This window comes from Nicoletella semolina (genome assembly GCF_004345745.1).
In the GTDB taxonomy this organism is placed as follows: domain Bacteria; phylum Pseudomonadota; class Gammaproteobacteria; order Enterobacterales; family Pasteurellaceae; genus Nicoletella; species Nicoletella semolina.
This window is the reverse complement of the sequence record NZ_SLXJ01000002.1, coordinates 30,847-52,559: the sequence shown is the minus strand read 5'-3', so window position 1 is coordinate 52,559 and position 21,713 is coordinate 30,847. Positions and strand designations below refer to the sequence as shown.

The window sequence follows — 21,713 nt, the reverse complement described above, 5'->3', positions numbered from 1 at the left end:
GAAAATATTCCCCTATGGGTAAAGTTGGAATCGACCTATTCAAAAATAGGTAGATTTAATGTGAATAAGGTTAACGGGTTTTTCGTGCTTTTTTGTTTTCAAACAAAATATCTCGATAATCCCAAGTTACCCACGCGGCTAAGGTGATAGCAGGCACTAAAATCATTGCCATTGCTGCAATCAGCCATACATTCATATCGCCTCCTATGGTTGATTAGCCTTTCTATTTCTTTTATAGAAAGACTGTCGTGATTTCGGTGATATTGTATCGACTACATACTCTAGGTACAAGCCAATACCCCACGATAATATGCCAAATAGTGCAAGTAACAAAGACTCACTCAATCCAATATTATCATTTGGTAAAACCAATCCAACAAATCCGACACCAGTAATCGCCCCCGCCTTACGCAAATCTTCTCCGATACGACGAAGGGTTTTGAGATTCCATCGATGGTTAAATTGATGGTTCCGCTTAAAAGTAAACATATCGTTCACCGCCTTTCATAAAATTAAGGGAACGACACCACAAGGGACATCATTCCCTATGTGGGGTTGAGTGAATGTTAAAACAGGCAATCAACGGTTAATCATCGCGATAAATATCACCTGAAACCGTATTAACTGCACCCTGTATCCGTTGTGCTTGTACATCACCACTTACGGTTTTTACACTACCAGACACATCACCGTGTATCGACACATCACCACTGACCGTTTCAATGCGTTCGACATTACCTGTTACCGCAATATCGGCGACACTGCCAGCATCAATGTGATTCACATTACCGAAAACTTCGATGTGTAAGACAGGTGCTTTTTCAAGCACAATCACTTGACCATCAATGGTAAGCTGTGGGGCTTGGATTGACACTTGTCCATTTTCTATTGAAATAGTTTGTGATGAGACAACCATATTTTTCACATTGCCGTGAGCAATCTGAGTGAAAACAGGTTTTCCGTTAACATAAATACCTTGTTTCATTGTATTCTCCTACTAAAAAGAAAAATGAGGATAAAGAAAAAGACTGACAAGCGTGCCAGTCTTTCCGTTGAGTGTAATGATTAAGCGTTTGGTGTGGCTAATTCTACGTTGGCATTTTCAACATGTTCTGTTTTTGCTTCCGTCGGATTAGGGTATTTGAGTTCACCATCAACTTTAACCATTTTTATGTTAATCAAGCGACCTTTCAATGCCACGCCTGTATCACCTTTCTTGTGATTTTTACCGTCTTTTTGATAGGTAAACGTATCAAACCAAAGGTCTGACATCACAAAGGCGATCAGGACTTTTTTGTTAGCATTTACAGCATCTTGACAACGTTTAACCAGATTTGCCGTATCTTTTCCAACCACATTACAGTTGAAAAAACGGTATTCAGGCTGAGATGATTCCCCTACTAATGCAGCAATATCACAAGAGTAGAAAGGCGTTCCTTTTTTCGGCTCCACTAAACGGATATTGTTCAAGTAGCCTAAACCTTGAGTATGAAGGTCAAAGAAATTTTTTTGTGTAGATGAGTTAGACATAATGTTTCTCCTAGAGTAAAAATAAAAAAAGCGGAGAAACATCCTTACCCAACACGGGAAAAATGTTCCCCGCCAGGGTTAACAGATGAGGCAGCATTCCTGTTTTCACAGCGTCATCTTTCAGAATGCTGATGACATTTCGGCTGGTATTAACACAACTACCACTGCGGGCTAGTCCGTTGCTCTTTCAAGTGTTTGGCAACTTCTAAGGGCTACAACGTAGCGACTTAATACCCACATTAAACCGCAAAATCGTCTCTCTCGTATAGAAAGAATTAAATATTAATAGAAAAGAATTTTGATCCAAAAGTAAATAAGCCATAAATGAACAATTCACTTATGGCTTATTTACTTTTTAAGATAACAATTTGAAAAAATTGTGTGAATGACAGACCAATATAAATGGATGATTGAAATCTTCCCATCTTCGTTACAATGTTTGATTTCCTATCGCATCTACCTGATTACATTGTGGTCTTTAATCAGTATAACGGAGGCATCTCAATCGATACAAAGGGCACCCAATTTTTCACCAGTGGGCTCTGGCTGGGATAAAGAAGCAACGTATTGCTAAGTCGTCATAACACTTAATAAAATGCGATGACGACTTAGCAATCACGCGATTGTCGATAAAAAGATAAAACACACACTCCCAATATCACTGAACCCTCTTTCAGAGTGCTAAGGGTATTTCGGCACAACATTGATGACCGACAATGTTAAAACGGCTTACTTTTGCCTGCCATACTACCTTATTTGACAGATTGACGCAAATTTGCAAATTGTTGAGAAAGGTTAATTGGTGTTGCTTTTCTGGCAGAGGATTTTTTCTTGGCGTTTGATTCAATATATTTGCATTGTGGATAGCCCGTACAACCCCAGAAGTCCCCATTTTTCCCTTTCATTTTTCGAAGTCCCTTACCGCATTGCGGGCATTTTTTAATGTCTATCTTGCCCATTTTGATACCTTGATGCCCACAGGTTTGAATAAGATGCCGAATAAACTGTTCTTGCTTTTGCATAAATCCTTGCAAGCTCATTTGGTTTTCGGCAATTTGGTTTAAGGCTTGTTCCCACAATGCCGTTAAACCAGGATCTTTTAATACCGTCGGTAAATTATCAATCAACATCATACCAGCCTCTGTCGCCACAATGGATTTCCCTTTTTTCTTGATATAACCGCGATCATAAAGGGTTTTCATAATACTGGCTCGGGTGGCTTCTGTCCCCAGCCCCTCCGTTTCGCGTAATTGTTTCTTTAGCCGTTCATCGGTAACAAAACGGGCAACATTCACCATTGCCGTGAGCAAGGTGCCTTCTGTATAATGTGCAGGTGGTGTGGTTTTAAGTGATTTAACTTCTGTATTCATCACTTGCAATATTTGCCCACTATTCAGTATTGGCAAACCTTGTTTCTCTCCCTGTTCTTCTTTAGACGCACGAAACAAGGCTTTCCACCCTGAAACCACAATCACTTGACCTTTGGCAATGAATTGATGTTCGCCACAAGATAACCGAATTTGGGTTTTATCCACTTCAAAGTGCGGTAGAAATTGAGCGAGATAACGACGACGAATTAAGTCATAAACCTTAAACTCATTCTCGTCCATTTTGCTAATATCGACGGGCTGTGTAGTAGGTATAATCCCATGGTGAGCGGTAATTTTTTTATCATTCCACGCACGGGATTTTTGGCTCAAATTAAGCTGTGTTCGCAAAGGTTGTAACTTAGGATCTGACTGCATTAGGCTACCGATGACCTGAGGCACTTCAAGTAATTGTGCTTCAGGGAGATAACCGCAATCCGTACGTGGATAGGTAGTTGCCTTATGTTTTTCATAGAGGGATTGGGCAATATCAAGCACTTGTTGCGTGCCTAAATCATAGAGGCGATTACATTCTGCCTGCAAATCACTTAATGCAAAAAGTAACGGCGGGCTTTCTTTTTCTCGCTTTGTTTCTACATTCTGCACGCACACTTGACCCGCCTGACGAATCTGTTGTTCTGCCTCCTGAACAACCTTTATCTCTAAACAACGTCCCTCTTCATCACAATATTGCTCTGGTACAAAAAGCGTTGCAGAAAAAGAGGTCGCATTGTCAGCGCTTACTTGAACGAGCAGGGCATAATGAGATTTTGGCACAAAATTCGCGATTTCCTTATCTCGATTCACTACGAGAGCCAATGTAGGGCTTTGCACTCGCCCCACCGAAAGCGGCGGACCTTGATAGCCTTGTTGTTGTGCCAAAAGGGTAAACATTCGACTAAAATTCATTCCAATTAACCAATCTGCCCGACTACGGGCAAGCCCAGCATAATAAAGTGGCAAGGTTTCTTCATTGGTTTTAAGTTGGCTGAGTGCTTTACGCACACTGATTTCATCAAGTGCGGTGATCCATAGCCGCTGAATATGTCCACGATAGCCCGCAATATCTAATAACTCACGGGCGATCGTTTCTCCTTCACGATCAATATCGGTTGAAATTACTACCGTGCGTGCTTTTTTCAGCAATGTCATCACGGTTTTATATTCTTTTTTTGCATCGGGTTTAGGGGAAACTTGCCATTGTGAAGGAATAATCGGGAGGGTATCTAATCGCCACGCTTTAAGGGCAGGATCGTATTGTTCTGGCGAGAATTGTTCAACTAAATGCCCTCTTGCCCAAGTCACAACGATTGTGCCATCAGTAGTAGATAAATAACCTTCCCCTTTTTGTGTTGCCCCCAGCACTTTTGCAATATCCCGTCCTTGACTGGGTTTTTCACATAAAAATAATTTCATTAGTTCCTCTAATTATCTGGATATTCTTGACAATTTATTGTTCATAAATGACAATCCATTCACAAGAAAGAACTCAACTATCAATTTAGAGAATTTATCAAATTAATATTCTATGAATGAGGCAATCAAAAATGGAACTGAAAAAATTTCTCTATCATAATATCTATATTGATCGTCCTACTTACCACCTCCAAAATTATCTCGTCTTTGAGCTGATGACAAATACGCAAAGATTTGTCTATATGAAGCACCCTATTTATCCTGCCCCCGATAATGAAAAGCATATCGTTTTTGTTAAATCAACAAAATTTTTAAATATGTGGAGAAATATGCAATTTCCACAAGTGCCTAAACTTAGCTTTGGAAATGAAGCAGATTGGCGTAATGACGATAAATTCCAGTATGCAGAAAAAGGATTTAGCTATGGTCACTCAAATCCAGTGCCACTTGCCGAGGTAAGCTGTGAGCAATATATAGAACAAGAACCTGTATATGTTAAACAATTTCTTTGGTTTAATAAATTAATTGGATATACTCAAAATACTAAAACCGCTTGCTCCTTTATCAATGGAATAACGCGAACCATTTGGTTGCTTGCCAATGGTGTACAGCAGTTTCCAGTCTATACTTACAGTGAAGAAGATGCTATTTTACTTGCAAAATATGCAGGTATATATTCAGAAGGATATTATGGGCTACTAGAGCTAAACAAAGAGCTTGAAAAGCTAACTAATATTAATCTTTATGAGCCACAATAGCTTTATTAATAATATGATTTAACCTATTTAACTCTGGATAATCTAAATCATTAATCATCGAACGGAATAACGCTAGACTGTCAATATCAATCCCGTTCTCCGTATAAGCTGAGCTAATTAATGTAAGATTGCTCATCACATTAATTATCTTAGTGATTTTTATAGGATCTTGGGCGTTTTTCAAAAGAAAATTTAGCTTTAAAGATAACTCACTGACAGCTAAAAGAGTATCAAAAAGTAAATTAATATCAATAGAATTAGATTGTTTCATTCCCATTTACCTAAAAAATGATTTATTTTCAATCATATATAAAGAGAGATTAATTGCATCTCTTAATTCTTATTACATATCAAACAAAAAAGCCCAATCATCAAGATTGGGCAATACTGAGGTTTTTGAGCAAATAAACCTATTTAACCGCTTTTAAAATATCTGCTTTGATTTGATTAGCAAAGTCTTGGGAGCCTTTCACTTTCCAAGAAATAAGGGTATTTCTGCCCTCTTTTTCTAAGGTAACTGCGGCATAATATCGCCCCTCTTTACCAAAAGAATCCGCCATTCGATAATAAACACCAGGCGTTTTTTCATGAACATAGCCGCCTTCGGCAATTGCAGCTTTCTTCCAGGCACAGTTCTTATTTGATTCAGGATCGCATTTCAACATTTCTTCCATTGTTTCAAACCCTACATTACGCTTAATGCGTACATACAGGGTATCAATATCTCGTTTAGACGTTAAGGTATCCGAGAATTGTTGTTTATCTGCATTGAGCGTACGATTAATTTCTCCTGCCCAATCGCCCACTTTTTGATTGAACGCAGAAAGTTCTGCACAACCTGAGAGAATGCCTAATATAAAAAGTGCGGTCGTTATTTTTAATGTTTTCATTATATCAACTCCGAATTGCTAGCCAGAATGGCATTTAACTCCACCCCAAAATAATTAAATGTTCAATATTCATCATTGCAACTCAGAAAGGAATCAGATCATCGTCAAAGCCATCATCAGGGATAGGCGGTGGTACAGGCTGAGATGCTGAAGTTTGAGTTTGTGGTGTTTGGTAGGCAGGCTGACTCTGTTGCGCATATTGATTACGACCTTGTTGTGCCGCTCCAACTTGCGTTGCCTGCCCTGCTTGATAGCGCTCAGGACGGCTATCTAACATTTGAAGTACATCGCCTTGGATTTCTGTGGTGTATCGATCTTGCCCATTTTGGTCTTGCCATTTACGGGTTCTTAATCGCCCCTCGACATAAACTTTCGAGCCTTTGCGTAAATATTCTCCCACAATCTCAGCTTGACGACGATAAAACACAATACGATGCCACTCGGTTAATTCACGTTTTTCACTTGTATTCTTATCTATCCAACTTTCACTGGTTGCGACACTAATATTGGCTACAGCCTCACCATTTGGCATAGTTCGCACTTCAGGCTCATTACCGAGGTATCCAACAATAATCACTTTATTTACGCCCGCCATTGTTTTGCTCCTTAATGAATTATATTTAGCTTATTAAACTTGATTCAGTTTAAGAAAAAATCATTTAATTAAAATTCCATTGAAATGAATTTCGAGAAGATTTAGCCACACCGACTCTATGTGGTATATTGAATTTCCATTTTTATCTACTACAACAAAAATAGGATATCCAATATGTCAGAAAAACTTAGTATTACCTTTGGCGAATCCTTTATTGCCGCATCAAATCATTTAAATAGACCAATAATTACTGATAAAAGCATTATTAAAAGTCTAATATAATACGTTGTTCCAGCTAATAAGAACATAAACATAAAAATATCGAAAATATAAATCAATCTGGCTATCCCTTCTTGTGGTTGGAACGCGTGGTCAAAATAGTAGGCATAACTAAAATATAATGCGTAACTAAGGGATATAATAGCTAGAATAATAACTAGAGTAATAACAGTTATTTTGATTACTTCTTTTGGAGTTTTCATCTCAATTCCCTCTCAAATCGTTCTTTATTGATTGCATAGCTAGCTCTGTATAATATATCAGAGCCGACAAGCTGTTCAAAGGTAAAGGCTTTTTCTTCGTTAAGGTAAGGGGCTTGTCCCCTTACCTTTAAAAGGCCTTTTGTATCCAGTGAGTACAAACTTTGAAAATCCAATGAGTACAAACTTGAAAATCCAGCCATTACAAACTTTTTAATTAGGCGACAGCTCACCTTGAATGATGGCTTCAACTTCGGTTAATTTATCAATGGTTGCGGATAATTGTCGCATCATCGAATTTAATACCGACATTTGCATATTTAACACTAAACGTTCTTTTTCCATCTGAGCAATACGTTTTTTAATGCCGTCAGATACCGCACTATCTTCAACCAATCCTTTCCAAATCAACCCGCCTTTTTCAGCGGATTGGTTAGTTTGCCCAATAGTGATACGCCAACGTAAAAAATGGCCCCCTGAAGAAGAGGCTTTATCTTGCATTAAACGAAACCCTAAGGCTTTTGTAATTTCATTGCTTCTCAGTTTCTGGACAACATCTTGATGTTGACTGATTAAATGCTCTCTCACTTGATAAAGCGAGAGCTGTAATTGTTCGCAATCCTCTATGCTGGCTATCTCACTAAAAAACTGTTTCAATGCCAAATTAAGTGGGGTATGCACCGCTAAATCACGGTACATACTTTTTGGAATTAACTCATTTTTCATTCTTTCCCTCTTAGCACTGTGCCATTCTTATGATGTTCTTTTATTCTGAGCCATTCTCAACAAACTCATCTTGTTCTGGTTCAGCCTCAGATGACGAGGCATTTTTTATGACTGGAGCAAAATTTGCACGTTTTTCACCCGATAAAATTTCAGGGGATAATTCATACTTCATTCGTTTTATCGCAGCTTTATAGCGTGCATTATTTTCGATTGCATCGCGGCGGGTAATCCCTGAATGACGATAATTTTCAACCAAGCCAAAACACTGACGAATTAATTTTGCCCCAGCTTCAATCCAATCCGAGGCTTCGCTACGGGTTATTAAGGCAATATGAGATGCGGCCATTACCGCACAAGCGAGCTCATCAAATTTCAAAAAAAGGAAAATTAATTGATAGCCAAGTTGAGAATTAAAGGTCAATGCATAACGTGCGGGCTCTACTGATACTGAATTTTCCATATGAAATGCTGCAGGGATTTGTTCACTATAAAGGTAATTTACCTTATCAACCAATTGCTGCATTTCCTGACGATAACCCAGCACTTTGGTTTCAAACCGTAGTAAATAGTCATCTGCATAAGGATCATCATTCGTTGCCGCACGCTGAATTTGACTCAATAAACTCAGGCAGTTCGGCATACTGATGATCCCTGCACGGGTAATTTTGCCTTGTTCATTTCGTACAGCTGCACGCCCCACCCATAATTTAGAGGCATGATGGGTATTGATGGTAATTTCAGGTGCGCTGCGTAGTGGTCCTGGTCGTTGATTTTGAAGATCAGTGGTTGTCATATTGATACTCCTATTTAGTGGTCAATTTTTGTACTTTGAAGCGTCCCGCTTCACTGATTAATTTTTATACTTTGAAAAGTCCCTTTTCAGTGATTAATTTTTGTACTTTGTAGAACCCTTCTACAGTGATTATTTTTTGTACTTTGTAGAACCCTTCTACAGTGATTATTTTTTGTACTTTGTAGAACCCTTCTACAGTGATTAATTTTTGTACTTTGTAAAGCCCCTTTACAGCGGCTATTTTTTGTACTTTGTGTAGCCCCTACACAGTGCTTATTTTTTGTTCTCAATTCAACAACTGTGCTTTAAATTTCCGTATCATTGCCGCTCTCGCTTGACGTTGTTCAAGCGTTGGCACAGACGATAGCGTTTGTTCTCGCTCTGGCACAATCGCTTGTGGCTGAGATTGATTCACCGCAGGCGTATGACATTGGCTTAAGTGTTGTTCAAGTAAATAGGGATTAAATTGCCCTAAATGAGCTTTTCTCACTAGGCTTAGCAAATATCCCTGTGGTTTCTTGATGGTTCCTTTTGCAAGGCGTTCACCCGCTTCAAACAAAATAGCTTGACACAGCCCCAAATCAAGCCCTTCCATTGCTTTAACTACAGTACGTTTCTCAAAAGGGGTTAAGTTGAGCGTCCAATCAATTTCCTCTACCGTACCTGTACAGTATTTATTTATAAATACCGTACTATACTTGTACGAGGTACTTGCTGAGTTCCTTAATGGAACTGAGCCTAAAATCAATGACTTAGCCTGTTTTTCTTGGCAGAGTTCCCTATTGGAACTTAGGTCATTTTGACTGAGTTCCTTAATGGAACTCGGTAAATTGATTGTTTTTTCACTGAGTTCCCTGCTGTTTTGACTGCGTTCCTTATTGGAACGCAGCAAATTCTGCTGCACAGTATCTAAATTTAAATGAGAAAAATCAGCCTCTTTTTCATTTCCGAGACGAGAACAATAATCTTGATAACGAGCTTGCATCCAATCAATATGCGAAACATAATGCCATTGGGTTTTATCTGAAAGAATATTATCGACAATATGCGTTGCAACCCCTCTCACTACAACGTCTTTATGTTTTGTGGCTGAATGGAGTAAATGTAAATAATCTTCGTTAAGTTGAATTGCATCTAATATGGGAATAGGCTCATCGTGCAGTAAATAGACATTCCCTTTTACTTGCCCTAATTCATTACGCACGGTTTCACAAAGGGTCAACCACCTTGTTAGGCGTAGCAGTAATAAGGTTTGGCTGACGGTTTTACGCGATAGGCTCGCATTCAGGTAAGGCTTATCTGAAAGCAGTTTTCCCAACACCTCGTAAGATGGAAATAATCCCCCTTGAAACTCCCTCGCCTTATGCTTGATAAGCTGCCAAGCAAATTTGGCTCGCGGGGTTAAATAAGGATCATAAAGTAGCCGTGTGGGCACGGTTTCGTGCTGATTCCCAAAAAACAGTAACCCCTGCTCTGTATTGGGCGATGTGGTGATTTGCTCAAAAATTGTCATATTTAATTCTCCAAAACCTGTATTTAATTATTCCGATTGTTTTGGGTCTGTATTTCGTTATAATGCTTTCGCTTTCTTAACAAAGCCACTTATAAGGGAATGCTCCATATAGCAATCCCGATCCCCCAAGAAGAGCCTGATACTCACCTTGGGGGACTCTTTTTTATTTTTTATGACGATACCAAGGCTCAACTGCACGCCAAATCGCAGTCAAATTAATTTGCGTTTCTTCCGCAAACAACATTAATAATTCCAGACCTTCCATTGATTCTAAACTCTGGATACTGCCTTTATGTTGACACCATAACTCCCATAAAAGCGTCTTTTGCTCATCTGTGGCTGTGGCTTTTCGTCCAGGCTCTTCACGAATCCCCAATAAACTGCGTCTTGCTGAGACTTTCGTCGTACTCAAACCAAAGTAGGCATTCAACATCTGGATAGACGCACCAAGGAGTAAAGCACGATCAATAATCATTCGTTCCTGCGAATTGACTTGTGCCATTTTGACCATTTTCCAAAAGGCACTGTGATCGATACTAATCGCCGCAATCGGCACTTTAGATTGGGCAATATCGTACATTTCATCAATGCTTAGCTGTTGGATTTCACTGAGTTCTGCCGTTGAAAAGCCAAGGTGATGGCAGGTATTCACATTGCCTTCGCGGATATTATTTACAATGTGGTCTAAAATCACTTTATTTAAATTATCAAGCATAACGCCTCCCTTAAGCTGAAGCCCGCAAATAGCGAACAAGACGAATGAGTCGAAATAATTTCACCAAGGTAACATCATCAATTTTAGGTTCTCGATCAGTTGAACCTAACAATAATGCCGTATCAAGAAAACAGGCTTCCGAATAGGCTAGATTCTGTGTTTGCAACATACTGAGTAACTCATAAATGGTACGTTGGGTATCATCTTTTAAAGAATCTTCGACGGCTTTCATCTGAAAGCTATAATCGACAGGTTGGTTCACAACGTGTTCAACGAGTTCATCTAACCCAAACTGCTCGGCAATATCTAAGGCAAGCGAATAGGCTTCTGCTTTATGTTGGCGACTTGGGTACACTTGCCAAATATCCGCAACAGGTTGACGACCTACACAAGCAAATTCCAGCCCATTTGCAATGGCTTGCTGCTCACGTTGAGTCTGAATGCTCATTCCTGGCGTAATACCGTAATTTTGGGCAAATTGCTGGGCGAGATCTTGGGTTGGTTCAGAACTAGAAACCTCATCAACTGTTTCAGTATTCACCATGTCATTGACTGCTTCCGTTTCTAAACTATCGTGGTTGGCATCTTCTACAAAAGTGCGGTCATTTTTTTCTGCATTTTCGGCACGTTCATCAAAGATTGGCGTAATGACATTTGTGCTTTCTGATTCGGTCATCTCAATGTTTTGAACAGGTTCAGAAAGGGATTTTTCCAATTGCTGTTGCTGAAATCTCGCTACATCTTCTTCACTATGCTGAATTTGGGCATCAATTTCTTGCTGCTTTTTCGCCAATTTTTGGAATTTACGCTCATCGAGATCCACTTCCATATAGAGCATTTCATAGCTGACTTTGCCCTCAAGGGCATCCGTCATCTCATTAATTAACGCATCTTGAAAGGTTTTCACATTGAATGGGTAATCATCATTACAACGAGACAGGCTATTTTGCCAAATGGCTTCAAACGTGATTTCTGTATCAAATTGGTATTGCTGCCAAACTTCAAGGGCGTTATTGCGAATGGCTAAGAGTTTATCAATCGGGCTATTGCCTAATCCATTAAATAATACATCAGGAATAAATGGATATAAGAATTCTAAACAACGTCCCATTTTAGATACCATTGTATAATGAATAATATACCCATCATTTTCCAATTCAGTTGAAAGCTCTCGAGCGGATAATGAACGCCCCAATTTTTTCTCGTAATACTCCTTCGCCTGCTGAATCCCTAGGGCTTTCTCAATAAAGGTTAAATCTGCACGGGTATCATTTTCAATTAAATGACCGATCAGCAAATCCAGTTCAGCTTCCACACTGTCCGCAGTCTCCCCTTTCCAAGGTTTATACAAGCATTCAATCGCCCAAAAACGTTGATCTTGAGTTTCACTAAATAGCTCTTTTAAGGCTTGAATCCGTGTATTTCCCCCGTCTGCGATGATATAAAACGGCTCACCTGGACGTTGGGTAATATTGGGCTTATGATCGAGTCCGCGACGTCGAATGGATTCTTTGATCATCTCAAAGTTAGGATTACGGGTTTTGCGTGGGTTATGCTCATAAGGGCGTAATTTATCTAAAGTTACCGTAATGTACTGAGAGGTTGTTGGGTAATGCGTCGCAGCCACCCCCACATAAGAAGGCGAGGTATTCACCATTGGTGCAACATTTAAATTTCGTGCCACGGCATCTGATAATTTTTTGTTCTTAGTGTTCATCGTAATATCCACCTAAATTCATTTCATTTTCAAATAAACTAAACTCACCATAAAAACGGCATTTCACGCTCCCTAATGGTCCATTACGTTGTTTGCCGATAATGATTTCAGCTAGCCCCCGATCAACACTTTCTGGGTGATAGACTTCATCACGATAGATAAATAGGATCACATCAGCATCTTGCTCTAACGAGCCAGATTCGCGTAAATCCGCATTGACAGGGCGTTTATTGGTGCGTTGTTCTAAACTACGATTGAGTTGTGAAAGGGCATAAACAGGACGCCCTAATTCTTTGGCTAAGGCTTTCAATGCCCCTGAAATTTGCGTGATTTCAAGATGTCGGTTCTCTACTCTGCCAGTGCCTCGCATTAATTGGAGATAATCAATGAATACCGCTGCAGGCAAGCCATATTGTCGGCTATATTGACGAACTTTACTGCGTAATCGAGGGATCGTTAATGCCCCCTCATCATCAATAATTAAACGCTTGTCCCAGTTTTGTTTAATATCGCCCGCAGAATCCGTAATTTTGCTCCAATCTTCTTCCGCAAGTTCTGTTGCTCGACGAATCTTTTGCAGGCTTACTCTTGATTTCATTGCCATAAAACGTTGCAAAATCTGATCGGCAGGCATTTCCTGACTGAAATAAAACACGGGTTGATCTGTCATCTTATCCAGAATACTTGCCGTTGCCGTGAGAGAAAGTGCCGTTTTTCCCATCGCAGGGCGAGCAGCGATGATAATCAGTTCCCCCGCTTGCCCACCAGTGGTCAACTCATCAATTTGTTGAATACCTAATGGTGTGCCTGTAACGGGGTCAGCACTTAAGGTTGATTGCTCCATCTTGTCAAACATTTGCGAAAAAATGTCCGCTAATTTCACCGCACTTTTATCGGTTTGATTTAACGAAATTTGCGTATATCGCTGTTCAATTTGCTCGGCAAGTGCTGCCAAATTTTCCGCATTCTTAGGCTCGGTCATTTCAGTTAAAATAAACTGCCCCAAGGCTAGAAATTGACGTTGCCGACTATATTGTTTGACAAGCTCCGCATAAGCCACAATATTGGCAACCGATGGCGTGTTATGTGCCATTTCAGCTAAATAAGCGAAACCACCAACTTCTTCCAAGGTGCCTTTTTCTTTGCAATATTCCGACACCGTAAGCATATCGACGGCTTTATTTTGGTTCGCAAGTGATGCGATAGTTTCAAAAATACAGCGATGCTGTATAAGATAGAAATCTTCAGCATTGAGAATGATCGCCACATCATCAAAGCAATCTGCATTAATCAATAGCCCACCAATGACCGAATGTTCTGCCTCAAGCGAATAAAGCTCAGCGGACAACTTTTTCGTTTTACGCATTATGCCCTCCTAACCCTTGCTCAAATTGGAGAGCAAATTGAGGCAATAAATGCATACAAAGGGCTTGGATTACGGCATACTCTGCTTTGCTATGTCGATAGACGGGCAGTGAATAGGTTGCCGCTTCACGGTAAGCCACTTTATCGGGAATATGGAAATCAAGGAGGGTTTTATCTGCGCTCAAGTTTTGTTCAAAAAGCTGTTTGAGATGACCAAGCACAAATTTAACATCATTGGTATGATCGACACAGTTAGGCACAGCCTTGAGCGGCGGGAGCGAAAAGCCAAATGCTTCAAAGGTCTGCAATTCTTGGTACATTCCAATCGTACCGCGAATAAATTCTTTTGCGGATAAAATATGTGGCAAGATAGGACAAAATAACAAATCTGCAGCAAGTACGGACATATCTACCGTAATATCTCGCGTTCCGCGTGTATCCACAATAATCACATCATAGCCTTTGAGCTTTTTCAGCAAAAAGCTAAACCGTATTGCCCCATCAGGGGCATTGCGTAGCATCTGGCTGACATTATTTGTGGGATCGTTGGATTGAATTAAATCTAAATTTGACAGGGTTGTTTTTGAAATAATATGGGCGGGATCGACATCTTGATAGGTCAAGAACTCGTGGATACCACCTGGTGCAACATAATCTAAGGCAAAATAAGCACTGAGTGTCGGTTGCGTATCGGTATCAATTAATAAGGTCTTTAACCCGTGATCTGCACAAAATGCACCAATATTCGCTGCATTTGTACTTTTTGCTGAACCGCCTTTGGTTGAGGCGATGGTAATAATGAATGGTTTTTTAGATAAGTTTAAGTTTTCCATTTGATACTCTCTTAACAAAACTATTGTTAATGAAGTATCGACTAGGAATTAGATAGGATTTTGTAACATTACTAACCAACAAAGTTGGCTCCTCCTGCTGGACTTGAACCAGCGACATATGGATTAACAGTCCACCGTTCTACCGACTGAACTAAGGAGGAGTAGAAATGGTGCCTCGAGGCGGAATCGAACCACCGACACGGGGATTTTCAATCCCCTGCTCTACCGACTGAGCTATCGAGGCGACTCGTCGTTTTCGGGGGGCATTATGCTGATTTCTACCGCCTTCGTCAAACATATTTTTATAAAATATTACAAAAAGATGTTTAACAGATCGCTTTTTATGCGATTTGATTAAAAAACAGATAACTCATCTCACATTTTTATATTTTTGTTGTGCTTTCGTTACCTTCTGTAAATAATTACGAGCTTGTGCTGAGGGGTGCACGGTTGTCAATATATGATAAACCGCATCAGATTGTAAATTATTTAGTCTGTTAATCGCACTTAATTTATCTCGATCAAATACTCGCAGCACCGCACCTGCACCACTGTTATAAGCAGAAATCATTGCATACTGTTTATTCACAGGGTTTGTAATGCCATATAGATACTCATCTCGCAAAATGGCTAGATACAATGTACCAGCATCAATATTCTGTGTTGGATTATGTAAATAATCACTACTTGGCTCACCATTCAAACCTTTACGAGCAAAAATGTCACGCCCTGCTGTACGAGGTACAACCTGCATTAATCCAATGGCATTGGCATAGCTCACGGCATAAGGGTTGAAAGAAGACTCAACCTCCATAATACCAAGAATAAGGCTCATATCAATCCCATAACGCTTTGAGGCTTTTCTTACTAAAGGTAAATAACGTCTTGCTCGCACCTCAACGTGATTGGCAGTCATTGGGATATTTACATAAGTAACATTGTATCCGTTAGCAAGTCGGCGTGTTTTTAGCTTATGTTGAAGCAAATAACTGGCAAAATCATTGGCAATAGCTACATTTGAGATCTGACGACCAAATTGATCTTCTACTTGCCCCTCTAAGAATGGGTTACTACTGATTGGCACATCACCCGAGGCAAATAAATCAATACCTGAAGCGTCTGACCCCATTAGTAAGGTATGAATAATGGAGTTGCGTAAATGGTTTTGGTCGCCGAGCGTCTCAATAGTAATTTGTCCTTCCTCAAAACTAATATGACTACGAGTGTAATATCGATCGGTATATTTCACATAATCTTTACGACTGGCAAGTAATAATTCGTTTACTCCCCAAATTTGATCGATATTTCTAGAAAATTGCCCAGTTAAAATATCTAGACCATTGGTATCCTTACCATAATCGGGTTTTATCCGTCCCGTTTTCTGCTTTTTTGGCGAACTGCTACAAGAGGCGAGAAACGGTATAATGACTAAAAAGGGTAAAAATTTAGTTAATTTTTTCATCACAATACTCAAATTATTCTGCGACTATTGGTACATAACCTTCAATCACCACGTCTTTTCCCTCAAATAAAAAATTTACCATTTCAGTTTCAAGTAGCTGGCGGTGTTCAGGGTTCATCATATTTAACTTTTTTTCATTCACTAGCATTGTTTGTTTTTTTATCCACTCTGCCCACGCAGGTTTACTAATCGAATCAAAAATACGCTTACCTAACTCACCTGGATAAAGCTGGAAATCCAAACCTTCCGCTTCTTGATTTAAAAATGCACAAAAAACTGTTCGAGACATTATGTTTTCCTCACTAATATGGATAGTTCATCTAAAATTTGCTTAATCGGTGTTGGCAATCCCACCGAACTTGGCTGACATAAATCATACCAACAATCTGCGGTTGAAGATATGATAGAACAGTAATTTCCTGATTTTTCTTCCACAAAATTTATTGGCACATCAACAAGAATAGGAAAAATATCAAGATGAAAGTGCGAAAATGTGTGACGAAAAGCAATTAAGTGCTGGGAAATTTGCAAATTTTGCATAGAAATTGACCGCTTGAGTATGTTTAGTGAATCAAATTGTGGAAAAGCAAATAATCCACCCCAAATCCCTTGATCTTCACGCTTCTCTAACCAAACTTTCGAGCCTTGCTTTAGAATTAAAAAATAGCCCTCACGCACAGGTAATACTTTTTTAGGCTTTTTGGTTGGAAATCGTTCCCAAGCCTCTAAACGATGAGTTTCACAGGTATTAGCAATAGGACAAAGTGAGCATTTCGGTTTTGAACGTGTACAAATCATTGCCCCTAAATCCATCATTGCCTGATTAAAATCAGCCACTTGACTCTGAGGCGTAACTTGGGCCGACAATTCCCACAGCCTATTTTCCACAGCTTTCTCACCACTCCAACCTTCAACCGCAAAATAACGAGCCAACACTCGCTTTACATTACCGTCCAAAATAGGGTAAGGAGCATCTAACACAGAGGATAAAATTGCACCTGCCGTACTTCTGCCGATACCTGATAGCCCCAAAACGGAATCAAAGTCAGAGGGAAATTCACCATTAAATTCATCTCGAATCTGTCTTGCAGCCTTATGTAAATTTCTCGCACGAGCGTAGTAGCCAAGTCCAGTCCAAAGGTGCAACACCTCATCAATTTGTGCATCAGCCAAATCAACTACTGTAGGAAAACGTCGAATAAACCGCTCAAAATAAGGGATCACCGTCGCAACCTGCGTCTGCTGTAACATCACCTCAGATAACCACACGCTGTATAAAGTTTTATTTTGCTGCCAAGGTAAGTTCTTACGCCCATATAACCTAAACCACGTCAGCACTGCTTGTGGAAAGGGGGAAGAGACCATTGATTGTGCTAATAAGAGAGTCTGCATAGTATTCTCAATCTGTCGTATTCAAATAATTAAAATTCGATAGTAAATTTCTGATCTATCTTGCAATGGCTAGGGGTATCAATCAATTTCCTTTTGAGGCTGTTTTGCGTCAGCACTGTTAGGGCTGACTGAAAGAGAGAGCGTCCCATACGCTTGGGCGTAGATTATCGGTTGCATTTGATGTTAAGCAGAGAGGTTGTCCGTTATGTTGCCAAACAGGGATTTTTCTTGTGCTATTACAATCCCAGCCGCCATATTGATTAATGCCAACCCATTGAATGTATGGTGAAGTGGGGAGCTGAAATGGCGATGGTTCCGCACGTTTAAGGTACTCTTGATAAACACGCAATGCACCACTTGCCCCTGTTAAATATGTGTCACTGTTGTCGTCTTTACCGAGCCATACAGTGGTGATATTTTTTCCGTCAATGCCCACAAACCAAGTATCACGGGCATTATTGGTTGTACCTGTTTTTCCTGCTAGATGAAGTGATGAAAATTCATTCTGCAAGCTTCGTGCCGTTCCTCTTTCAACGACTTGTTGCATAGCATAAAGAGTTTGAATAGCAGCAGGTTCAGGTAGAATTTGATTCTTTTTAGGATTGGTATCGGATTGATATAGGATTTTACCATTGTCAGCCAGTACCGCTTCAATCGTAGTTAGTGGAATTTTTGTACCACTATTGGCAATGACTTGATAGGATTTTGTTACGTCATAAGGTGAGATTGCATAGGAGCCTAGCAAGGTGGCAGGATAGAGTGGAATTTCAGCCTGATCCCAGCCCATTGCTTTCTGTTTTGCAATCACATCTGATAAGCCAATTTTCATACCAATATTGACTGTTGGAATATTTAGCGAGCGGACAAGAGCGTCCATTAGCATCACTGAACCACTGAATTTGCGATCATAATTGCGTGGTGACCAAGGTGGGCTGCCTTTTACGTTAATCGTAATCGGTTGATTATCAATTGGCGTGTTTAAACGAAACTGTTCAGGGTGAGATAATGCAATTGCGTAGATAGAAGGTTTAACTAACGAGCCGATTTGGCGTTTAGTTTGTAGGGCACGATTAAACCCAGCATATTGAGTTTGTACACCGCCGACGATAGCACGAACCTTACCTGTACCATATTCTGCCACCACCACAGCAGATTGCAGATCCTTGACTTTTTTACTACTATTTTCTAATTCTGCAACACCATTGATCACGGCTAATTCTGCTGAACGTTGCTGTTTACGATCGAGCGTTGTAAAAACCTTTGCCCCTGATAGCTGTGCAATTTTTTCCTCCCCAATTGCATTTTTTAAATCAGAATGGAGCGCTTGCATAAATGCAGGTTGTTGGCGATAAATCTGACCTCTAGGTTGTACGCCAAGCGGTTGCTTTGAGAGAAATTCGTACAATTCTTGGTTGATCGTTTGATGTTCTAATAATATACGCAATACTACATTACGACGCTCCAATGCCCCTGTTGGGTTTCTCCACGGATTGTAGAGCGATGGACCTTTGACAATGCCGACCAAAAAAGCAATTTGATTTAAATTAAGTTCTTGAATTGGGCGACCAAAATAGAATTGGCTTGCTAGTGCAAAGCCGTGAATTTGATGGTTGCCATTTTGTCCGAGATAAATCTCGTTTAGGTAGGTTTCAAGGATACGATTTTTATCGTAACGGAAATCTAAAATCAGCGACATCAAGGCTTCATTCGCTTTTCGCAGTAATGATTTTTCGTGAGTAAGAAAAAGATTTTTAACCAATTGCTGTGTCAGCGTGCTACCGCCTTGCACGGTACGCCTTGCTTGATAGTTGCTGATAATAGCTCGAACAATACCAATAGGGCTAATACCATCGTGCTGGAAAAAACGCTTATCTTCGGTCAGTAACAGCGTTTCAATTAATAAATGAGGGTACTGATGTAAACGCAGAGCATCACGTTCTTCATCATTATCTGAATGCAACATTGCAATCAGTTTCGGGTCAAGACGAAATGAACTAATTTGGCGCACCCTGACTAAATCTTCAATACGAGTTAAAGTGTTGTGAGTAAAACGCAATCGCAATAAACGTTGTGCCTCTGGCATATCAGGAAACTGAAATGCTCGACGTAAAAGTACGATACTGCTCTCAATAACATCTCCTTCAATTTTAAAGTCCCCAGGAGTAGCAATCTGCGACACGTCACGATAACCATTGTCTAATAAACGCAACTTTACCTGCTCAAAGGCAGGCTGCTCAGAAAGAGAAATTTGTTCTATACGGCTGTAGACCTGTGCAGGTAGCTGCCAAATCTGCCCCTCCATCTTTTCACGAATTTTACCATCAAGATAAATACCATAAAATCCTACATAACTGACAGCAAGCAGCAATAATTTTAAACAGATTGGCACAAAGTGAGCCTTCCTTTTTTTACTTTTGGAAGTCTTACTGGTCTCAGTCCTAGGAGGTGTTGTGGATTTCACTGTCGCGTATGCTTATTAAATATCACAATTTATATTATTTTTTAGTTGCACCAAAAACACCGATAGTGGTGTCTTTCGGATCAGCGGTTTTATTTCTTGTATAACGTCCGATAACCTCTTCTGCTTCAGGTCCAAAGAATATACCCTTAACCGTAAAATTCTCTTTTCCACCTTGGAATGCTTCTCCCTTAATCGTAGCAACAATCTCTACAGGTTTAAAATCACCTGTTACCGCCCCATTTAATGTCTTGTTATCAAAATTCGCTACAAGATTGACTTTGCCATTTGTGAAACCATTAAGATTTGTATTTTCGTCTAATTTGAGCTGAATAGCATTTCCTTCATAAGTTACAATACCTGTTAAATTCGTTGTGTCATAAGGCTGAGTACCACGGAGAAACAAATAATGATTTCTTAAATTTTCTTGGCTGATTAAGCCATAAAGTGAATAATTATTGGGATAAATGCGATCTTTATTTGTTGAATTATCAATTTTCAGATCAGTTTTATTTAACTCATCATTTCTATATATCGTGAATATTTGTTGCTCATCTTCGATATAAAGCTGATTTAGATCTGCTAAATCAGAGAAATCCTTTTCTCTTGTATTGCCTGCTGTTTTAGGAACAGAAATGACATAGCTATATTTGTTCTCGACAGGTTCATTTTCGATAACTTTATTTTCAACAGACTTATTTTCGACTGCTTTATTCGTTTGAGTGTTTGGGGCAGCGTGGTTCTGACCGCCGCCACTGCCGCACCCCACAAGCCCAATGGCAGCCAAAATACTTAAAGCTATAATATTCTTTTTCATCATTAATCTCCTCATTAAAGCACTTAATTTGGACAAGGATACGAGGTATCGTATCCTTGTATTTGATATGTATGAAATTATCTTACTTTTGCTTTTGCCGCCAATTTGACAATCGCTGCAAAGGCTGGAGCTTTAAGGCAAGCACCACCAACCAAAGCTCCATCAATATCTGGTTGTGCAAATAATTCTGCAGCATTTGTCTCATTTACTGAACCGCCGTACTGAATAATCACTTGCTCAGCAACAGCTGGCGATTTCGCCGCAATATGCCCACGAATAAAGGCGTGAACAGCTTGTGCCTGTGCTGGAGTAGCAGATTTACCCGTACCAATCGCCCAAACAGGTTCATAGGCAATCACCGCTCCATTAAAAGCTTGAACACCTAGTGTATCTAGTACAGCATCTAACTGCCTCATACAAACGGACTCAGTACGACCCGCTGCATTTTCCACTTCTGTCTCTCCGATGCATAATACGGGAACTAAACCCGCTTTTTGAATCGCTTCAAATTTTTTGACGATAAACTCATCACTTTCTTGATGATAAGTACGACGTTCTGAATGTCCAATGATGATATATTTCGCATCAAACTCCTTGAGCATTTCAATTGAAATATCACCAGTAAAAGCACCTTGTACATTTATATCGACATTTTGTGCGCCAAGGGAAATTAACTGTTTATCTGAGCAACCACAGCTATTTAACGCACTTTGTGCCGCAGCCAAATACATTACTGGCGGAGCAATCGCTACATCACACCCAGCAACATCGTGCAGTTCAGCTTTTAAACCAGCGATCAACTCTTTCGTGAACGCATTACTTCCATTGAGTTTCCAGTTTCCCATTACAAGCGGACGACGAGCCATTTTTTTCTCCTAATATTAAAA

At 39.8% G+C, this 21,713-nt stretch carries 21 protein-coding genes and 2 tRNA genes; 1 reads left to right on the top strand and 22 read right to left on the bottom strand.

Translation table 11 applies throughout. The annotated features are described in order from the left end of the window. Positions 1-70: 70 nt before the first annotated feature. From EV693_RS09670 to EV693_RS01545, 4 genes are all read right to left on the bottom strand, one after another. Positions 71-196 (bottom strand): hypothetical protein, encoded by a 126-nt coding sequence (locus tag EV693_RS09670; protein ID WP_260771284.1) that lies wholly within the window; start codon positions 194-196, stop codon positions 71-73. Positions 197-586: 390 nt separating this feature from the next. Next, complete coding sequence (locus EV693_RS01555) at positions 587-985, bottom strand: heme utilization protein (RefSeq protein WP_132500647.1); 399 nt, start codon at positions 983-985, stop codon at positions 587-589. An 80-nt stretch (positions 986-1,065) separates the two neighbouring features. Then, a complete protein-coding gene (locus EV693_RS01550; protein WP_194743054.1) occupies positions 1,066-1,530 on the bottom strand; it encodes an STY4534 family ICE replication protein in 465 nt (154 codons plus the stop codon). Between the two features lie 752 nt (positions 1,531-2,282). Then, positions 2,283-4,313 carry a DNA topoisomerase III gene (locus EV693_RS01545; protein ID WP_132500646.1) on the bottom strand — a complete coding sequence of 677 codons (2,031 nt, stop codon included), beginning with the start codon at positions 4,311-4,313 and terminating at the stop codon, positions 2,283-2,285. A 131-nt stretch (positions 4,314-4,444) separates the two neighbouring features. Here EV693_RS01545 and EV693_RS01540 point away from each other — a divergent pair, with 131 nt between their 5' ends. Next, a complete protein-coding gene (locus tag EV693_RS01540; RefSeq protein WP_132500645.1) occupies positions 4,445-5,071 on the top strand; it encodes a plasmid fertility inhibition factor family protein in 627 nt (208 codons plus the stop codon). On the opposite strand, the gene EV693_RS01535 is transcribed toward EV693_RS01540, so the two are convergent. From EV693_RS01535 to tpiA, 18 genes are all read right to left on the bottom strand, one after another. Next, entirely contained in the window at positions 5,049-5,342 is a 294-nt protein-coding gene (locus tag EV693_RS01535) for a hypothetical protein (protein WP_065189242.1), read from the bottom strand. The two genes, EV693_RS01540 and EV693_RS01535, sit on opposite strands and share 23 nt — an antisense overlap. Before the next feature lie 139 nt (positions 5,343-5,481). Beyond that, positions 5,482-5,961, bottom strand: coding sequence for a hypothetical protein (locus EV693_RS01530; RefSeq protein ID WP_132500644.1), 480 nt, complete (start codon positions 5,959-5,961; stop codon positions 5,482-5,484). A gap of 82 nt (positions 5,962-6,043) precedes the next feature. Beyond that, the gene (ssb, locus tag EV693_RS01525; RefSeq protein WP_132500643.1) at positions 6,044-6,556 is read right to left on the bottom strand and encodes a single-stranded DNA-binding protein; all 513 of its coding nucleotides are present in this window, start codon (positions 6,554-6,556) and stop codon (positions 6,044-6,046) included. A gap of 692 nt (positions 6,557-7,248) precedes the next feature. Beyond that, positions 7,249-7,761: a DUF3158 family protein gene (locus tag EV693_RS01520; RefSeq protein WP_110478423.1), complete on the bottom strand. Its 513-nt coding sequence runs from the start codon at positions 7,759-7,761 to the stop codon at positions 7,249-7,251. Positions 7,762-7,801: 40 nt separating this feature from the next. Next, complete coding sequence (locus EV693_RS01515) at positions 7,802-8,554, bottom strand: PFL_4669 family integrating conjugative element protein (RefSeq protein ID WP_132500642.1); 753 nt, start codon at positions 8,552-8,554, stop codon at positions 7,802-7,804. Positions 8,555-8,840: 286 nt separating this feature from the next. After that, positions 8,841-10,067 carry an STY4528 family pathogenicity island replication protein gene (locus EV693_RS01510; RefSeq protein ID WP_132500641.1) on the bottom strand — a complete coding sequence of 409 codons (1,227 nt, stop codon included), beginning with the start codon at positions 10,065-10,067 and terminating at the stop codon, positions 8,841-8,843. A 163-nt stretch (positions 10,068-10,230) separates the two neighbouring features. Continuing rightward, positions 10,231-10,782 (bottom strand): DUF2857 domain-containing protein, encoded by a 552-nt coding sequence (locus EV693_RS01505; protein ID WP_065189233.1) that lies wholly within the window; start codon positions 10,780-10,782, stop codon positions 10,231-10,233. A 10-nt stretch (positions 10,783-10,792) separates the two neighbouring features. Continuing rightward, complete coding sequence (locus tag EV693_RS01500; protein WP_132500640.1) at positions 10,793-12,499, bottom strand: ParB family protein; 1,707 nt, start codon at positions 12,497-12,499, stop codon at positions 10,793-10,795. Beyond that, positions 12,489-13,865 carry a replicative DNA helicase gene (gene dnaB / locus EV693_RS01495; protein WP_132500639.1) on the bottom strand — a complete coding sequence of 459 codons (1,377 nt, stop codon included), beginning with the start codon at positions 13,863-13,865 and terminating at the stop codon, positions 12,489-12,491. The genes EV693_RS01500 and dnaB overlap by 11 nt, the downstream gene beginning before the upstream one ends. Then, on the bottom strand, positions 13,858-14,697 hold the full coding sequence (locus tag EV693_RS01490; protein WP_132500638.1) for a ParA family protein: 840 nt from the start codon (positions 14,695-14,697) through the stop codon (positions 13,858-13,860). The genes dnaB and EV693_RS01490 overlap by 8 nt, the downstream gene beginning before the upstream one ends. A gap of 85 nt (positions 14,698-14,782) precedes the next feature. Beyond that, a tRNA-Asn gene (locus EV693_RS01485) sits at positions 14,783-14,858 on the bottom strand. Positions 14,859-14,865: 7 nt separating this feature from the next. Further along, positions 14,866-14,941, bottom strand: a tRNA-Phe gene (locus EV693_RS01480). 126 nt (positions 14,942-15,067) lie between these two features. Further along, positions 15,068-16,159, bottom strand: a complete 1,092-nt coding sequence (gene mltC / locus EV693_RS01475; protein ID WP_132500637.1) for a membrane-bound lytic murein transglycosylase MltC — start codon at positions 16,157-16,159, stop codon at positions 15,068-15,070. 13 nt (positions 16,160-16,172) lie between these two features. Next, complete coding sequence (locus tag EV693_RS01470; protein ID WP_132500636.1) at positions 16,173-16,448, bottom strand: oxidative damage protection protein; 276 nt, start codon at positions 16,446-16,448, stop codon at positions 16,173-16,175. Next, a complete protein-coding gene (mutY, locus tag EV693_RS01465) occupies positions 16,448-17,551 on the bottom strand; it encodes an A/G-specific adenine glycosylase (protein ID WP_132500635.1) in 1,104 nt (367 codons plus the stop codon). The genes EV693_RS01470 and mutY overlap by 1 nt, the downstream gene beginning before the upstream one ends. A 118-nt stretch (positions 17,552-17,669) precedes the next feature. Further along, a complete protein-coding gene (gene mrcB, locus EV693_RS01460; RefSeq protein WP_132500634.1) occupies positions 17,670-20,012 on the bottom strand; it encodes a penicillin-binding protein 1B in 2,343 nt (780 codons plus the stop codon). Between the two features lie 34 nt (positions 20,013-20,046). After that, a complete protein-coding gene (locus EV693_RS01455) occupies positions 20,047-20,826 on the bottom strand; it encodes a transferrin-binding protein-like solute binding protein (protein ID WP_165904860.1) in 780 nt (259 codons plus the stop codon). 77 nt (positions 20,827-20,903) lie between these two features. Further along, on the bottom strand, positions 20,904-21,692 hold the full coding sequence (tpiA, locus tag EV693_RS01450; RefSeq protein WP_132500632.1) for a triose-phosphate isomerase: 789 nt from the start codon (positions 21,690-21,692) through the stop codon (positions 20,904-20,906). Between the last annotated feature and the right edge of the window lie 21 nt (positions 21,693-21,713).

Bases quoted from the DNA above. Each gene is read 5' to 3' on its own strand.
- EV693_RS09670 (WP_260771284.1), bottom strand. From the start codon at position 196: ATGAATGTATGGCTGATTGCAGCAATGGCAATGATTTTAGTGCCTGCT.
- EV693_RS01555 (WP_132500647.1), bottom strand. From the start codon at position 985: ATGAAACAAGGTATTTATGTTAACGGAAAACCTGTTTTCACTCAGATT.
- EV693_RS01550 (WP_194743054.1), bottom strand. From the start codon at position 1,530: ATGTCTAACTCATCTACACAAAAAAATTTCTTTGACCTTCATACTCAA.
- EV693_RS01545 (WP_132500646.1), bottom strand. From the start codon at position 4,313: ATGAAATTATTTTTATGTGAAAAACCCAGTCAAGGACGGGATATTGCA.
- EV693_RS01540 (WP_132500645.1), top strand. From the start codon at position 4,445: ATGGAACTGAAAAAATTTCTCTATCATAATATCTATATTGATCGTCCT.
- EV693_RS01535 (WP_065189242.1), bottom strand. From the start codon at position 5,342: ATGAAACAATCTAATTCTATTGATATTAATTTACTTTTTGATACTCTT.
- EV693_RS01530 (WP_132500644.1), bottom strand. From the start codon at position 5,961: ATGAAAACATTAAAAATAACGACCGCACTTTTTATATTAGGCATTCTC.
- ssb (WP_132500643.1), bottom strand. From the start codon at position 6,556: ATGGCGGGCGTAAATAAAGTGATTATTGTTGGATACCTCGGTAATGAG.
- EV693_RS01520 (WP_110478423.1), bottom strand. From the start codon at position 7,761: ATGAAAAATGAGTTAATTCCAAAAAGTATGTACCGTGATTTAGCGGTG.
- EV693_RS01515 (WP_132500642.1), bottom strand. From the start codon at position 8,554: ATGACAACCACTGATCTTCAAAATCAACGACCAGGACCACTACGCAGC.
- EV693_RS01510 (WP_132500641.1), bottom strand. From the start codon at position 10,067: ATGACAATTTTTGAGCAAATCACCACATCGCCCAATACAGAGCAGGGG.
- EV693_RS01505 (WP_065189233.1), bottom strand. From the start codon at position 10,782: ATGCTTGATAATTTAAATAAAGTGATTTTAGACCACATTGTAAATAAT.
- EV693_RS01500 (WP_132500640.1), bottom strand. From the start codon at position 12,499: ATGAACACTAAGAACAAAAAATTATCAGATGCCGTGGCACGAAATTTA.
- dnaB (WP_132500639.1), bottom strand. From the start codon at position 13,865: ATGCGTAAAACGAAAAAGTTGTCCGCTGAGCTTTATTCGCTTGAGGCA.
- EV693_RS01490 (WP_132500638.1), bottom strand. From the start codon at position 14,697: ATGGAAAACTTAAACTTATCTAAAAAACCATTCATTATTACCATCGCC.
- mltC (WP_132500637.1), bottom strand. From the start codon at position 16,159: ATGAAAAAATTAACTAAATTTTTACCCTTTTTAGTCATTATACCGTTT.
- EV693_RS01470 (WP_132500636.1), bottom strand. From the start codon at position 16,448: ATGTCTCGAACAGTTTTTTGTGCATTTTTAAATCAAGAAGCGGAAGGT.
- mutY (WP_132500635.1), bottom strand. From the start codon at position 17,551: ATGCAGACTCTCTTATTAGCACAATCAATGGTCTCTTCCCCCTTTCCA.
- EV693_RS01455 (WP_165904860.1), bottom strand. From the start codon at position 20,826: ATGAAAAAGAATATTATAGCTTTAAGTATTTTGGCTGCCATTGGGCTT.
- tpiA (WP_132500632.1), bottom strand. From the start codon at position 21,692: ATGGCTCGTCGTCCGCTTGTAATGGGAAACTGGAAACTCAATGGAAGT.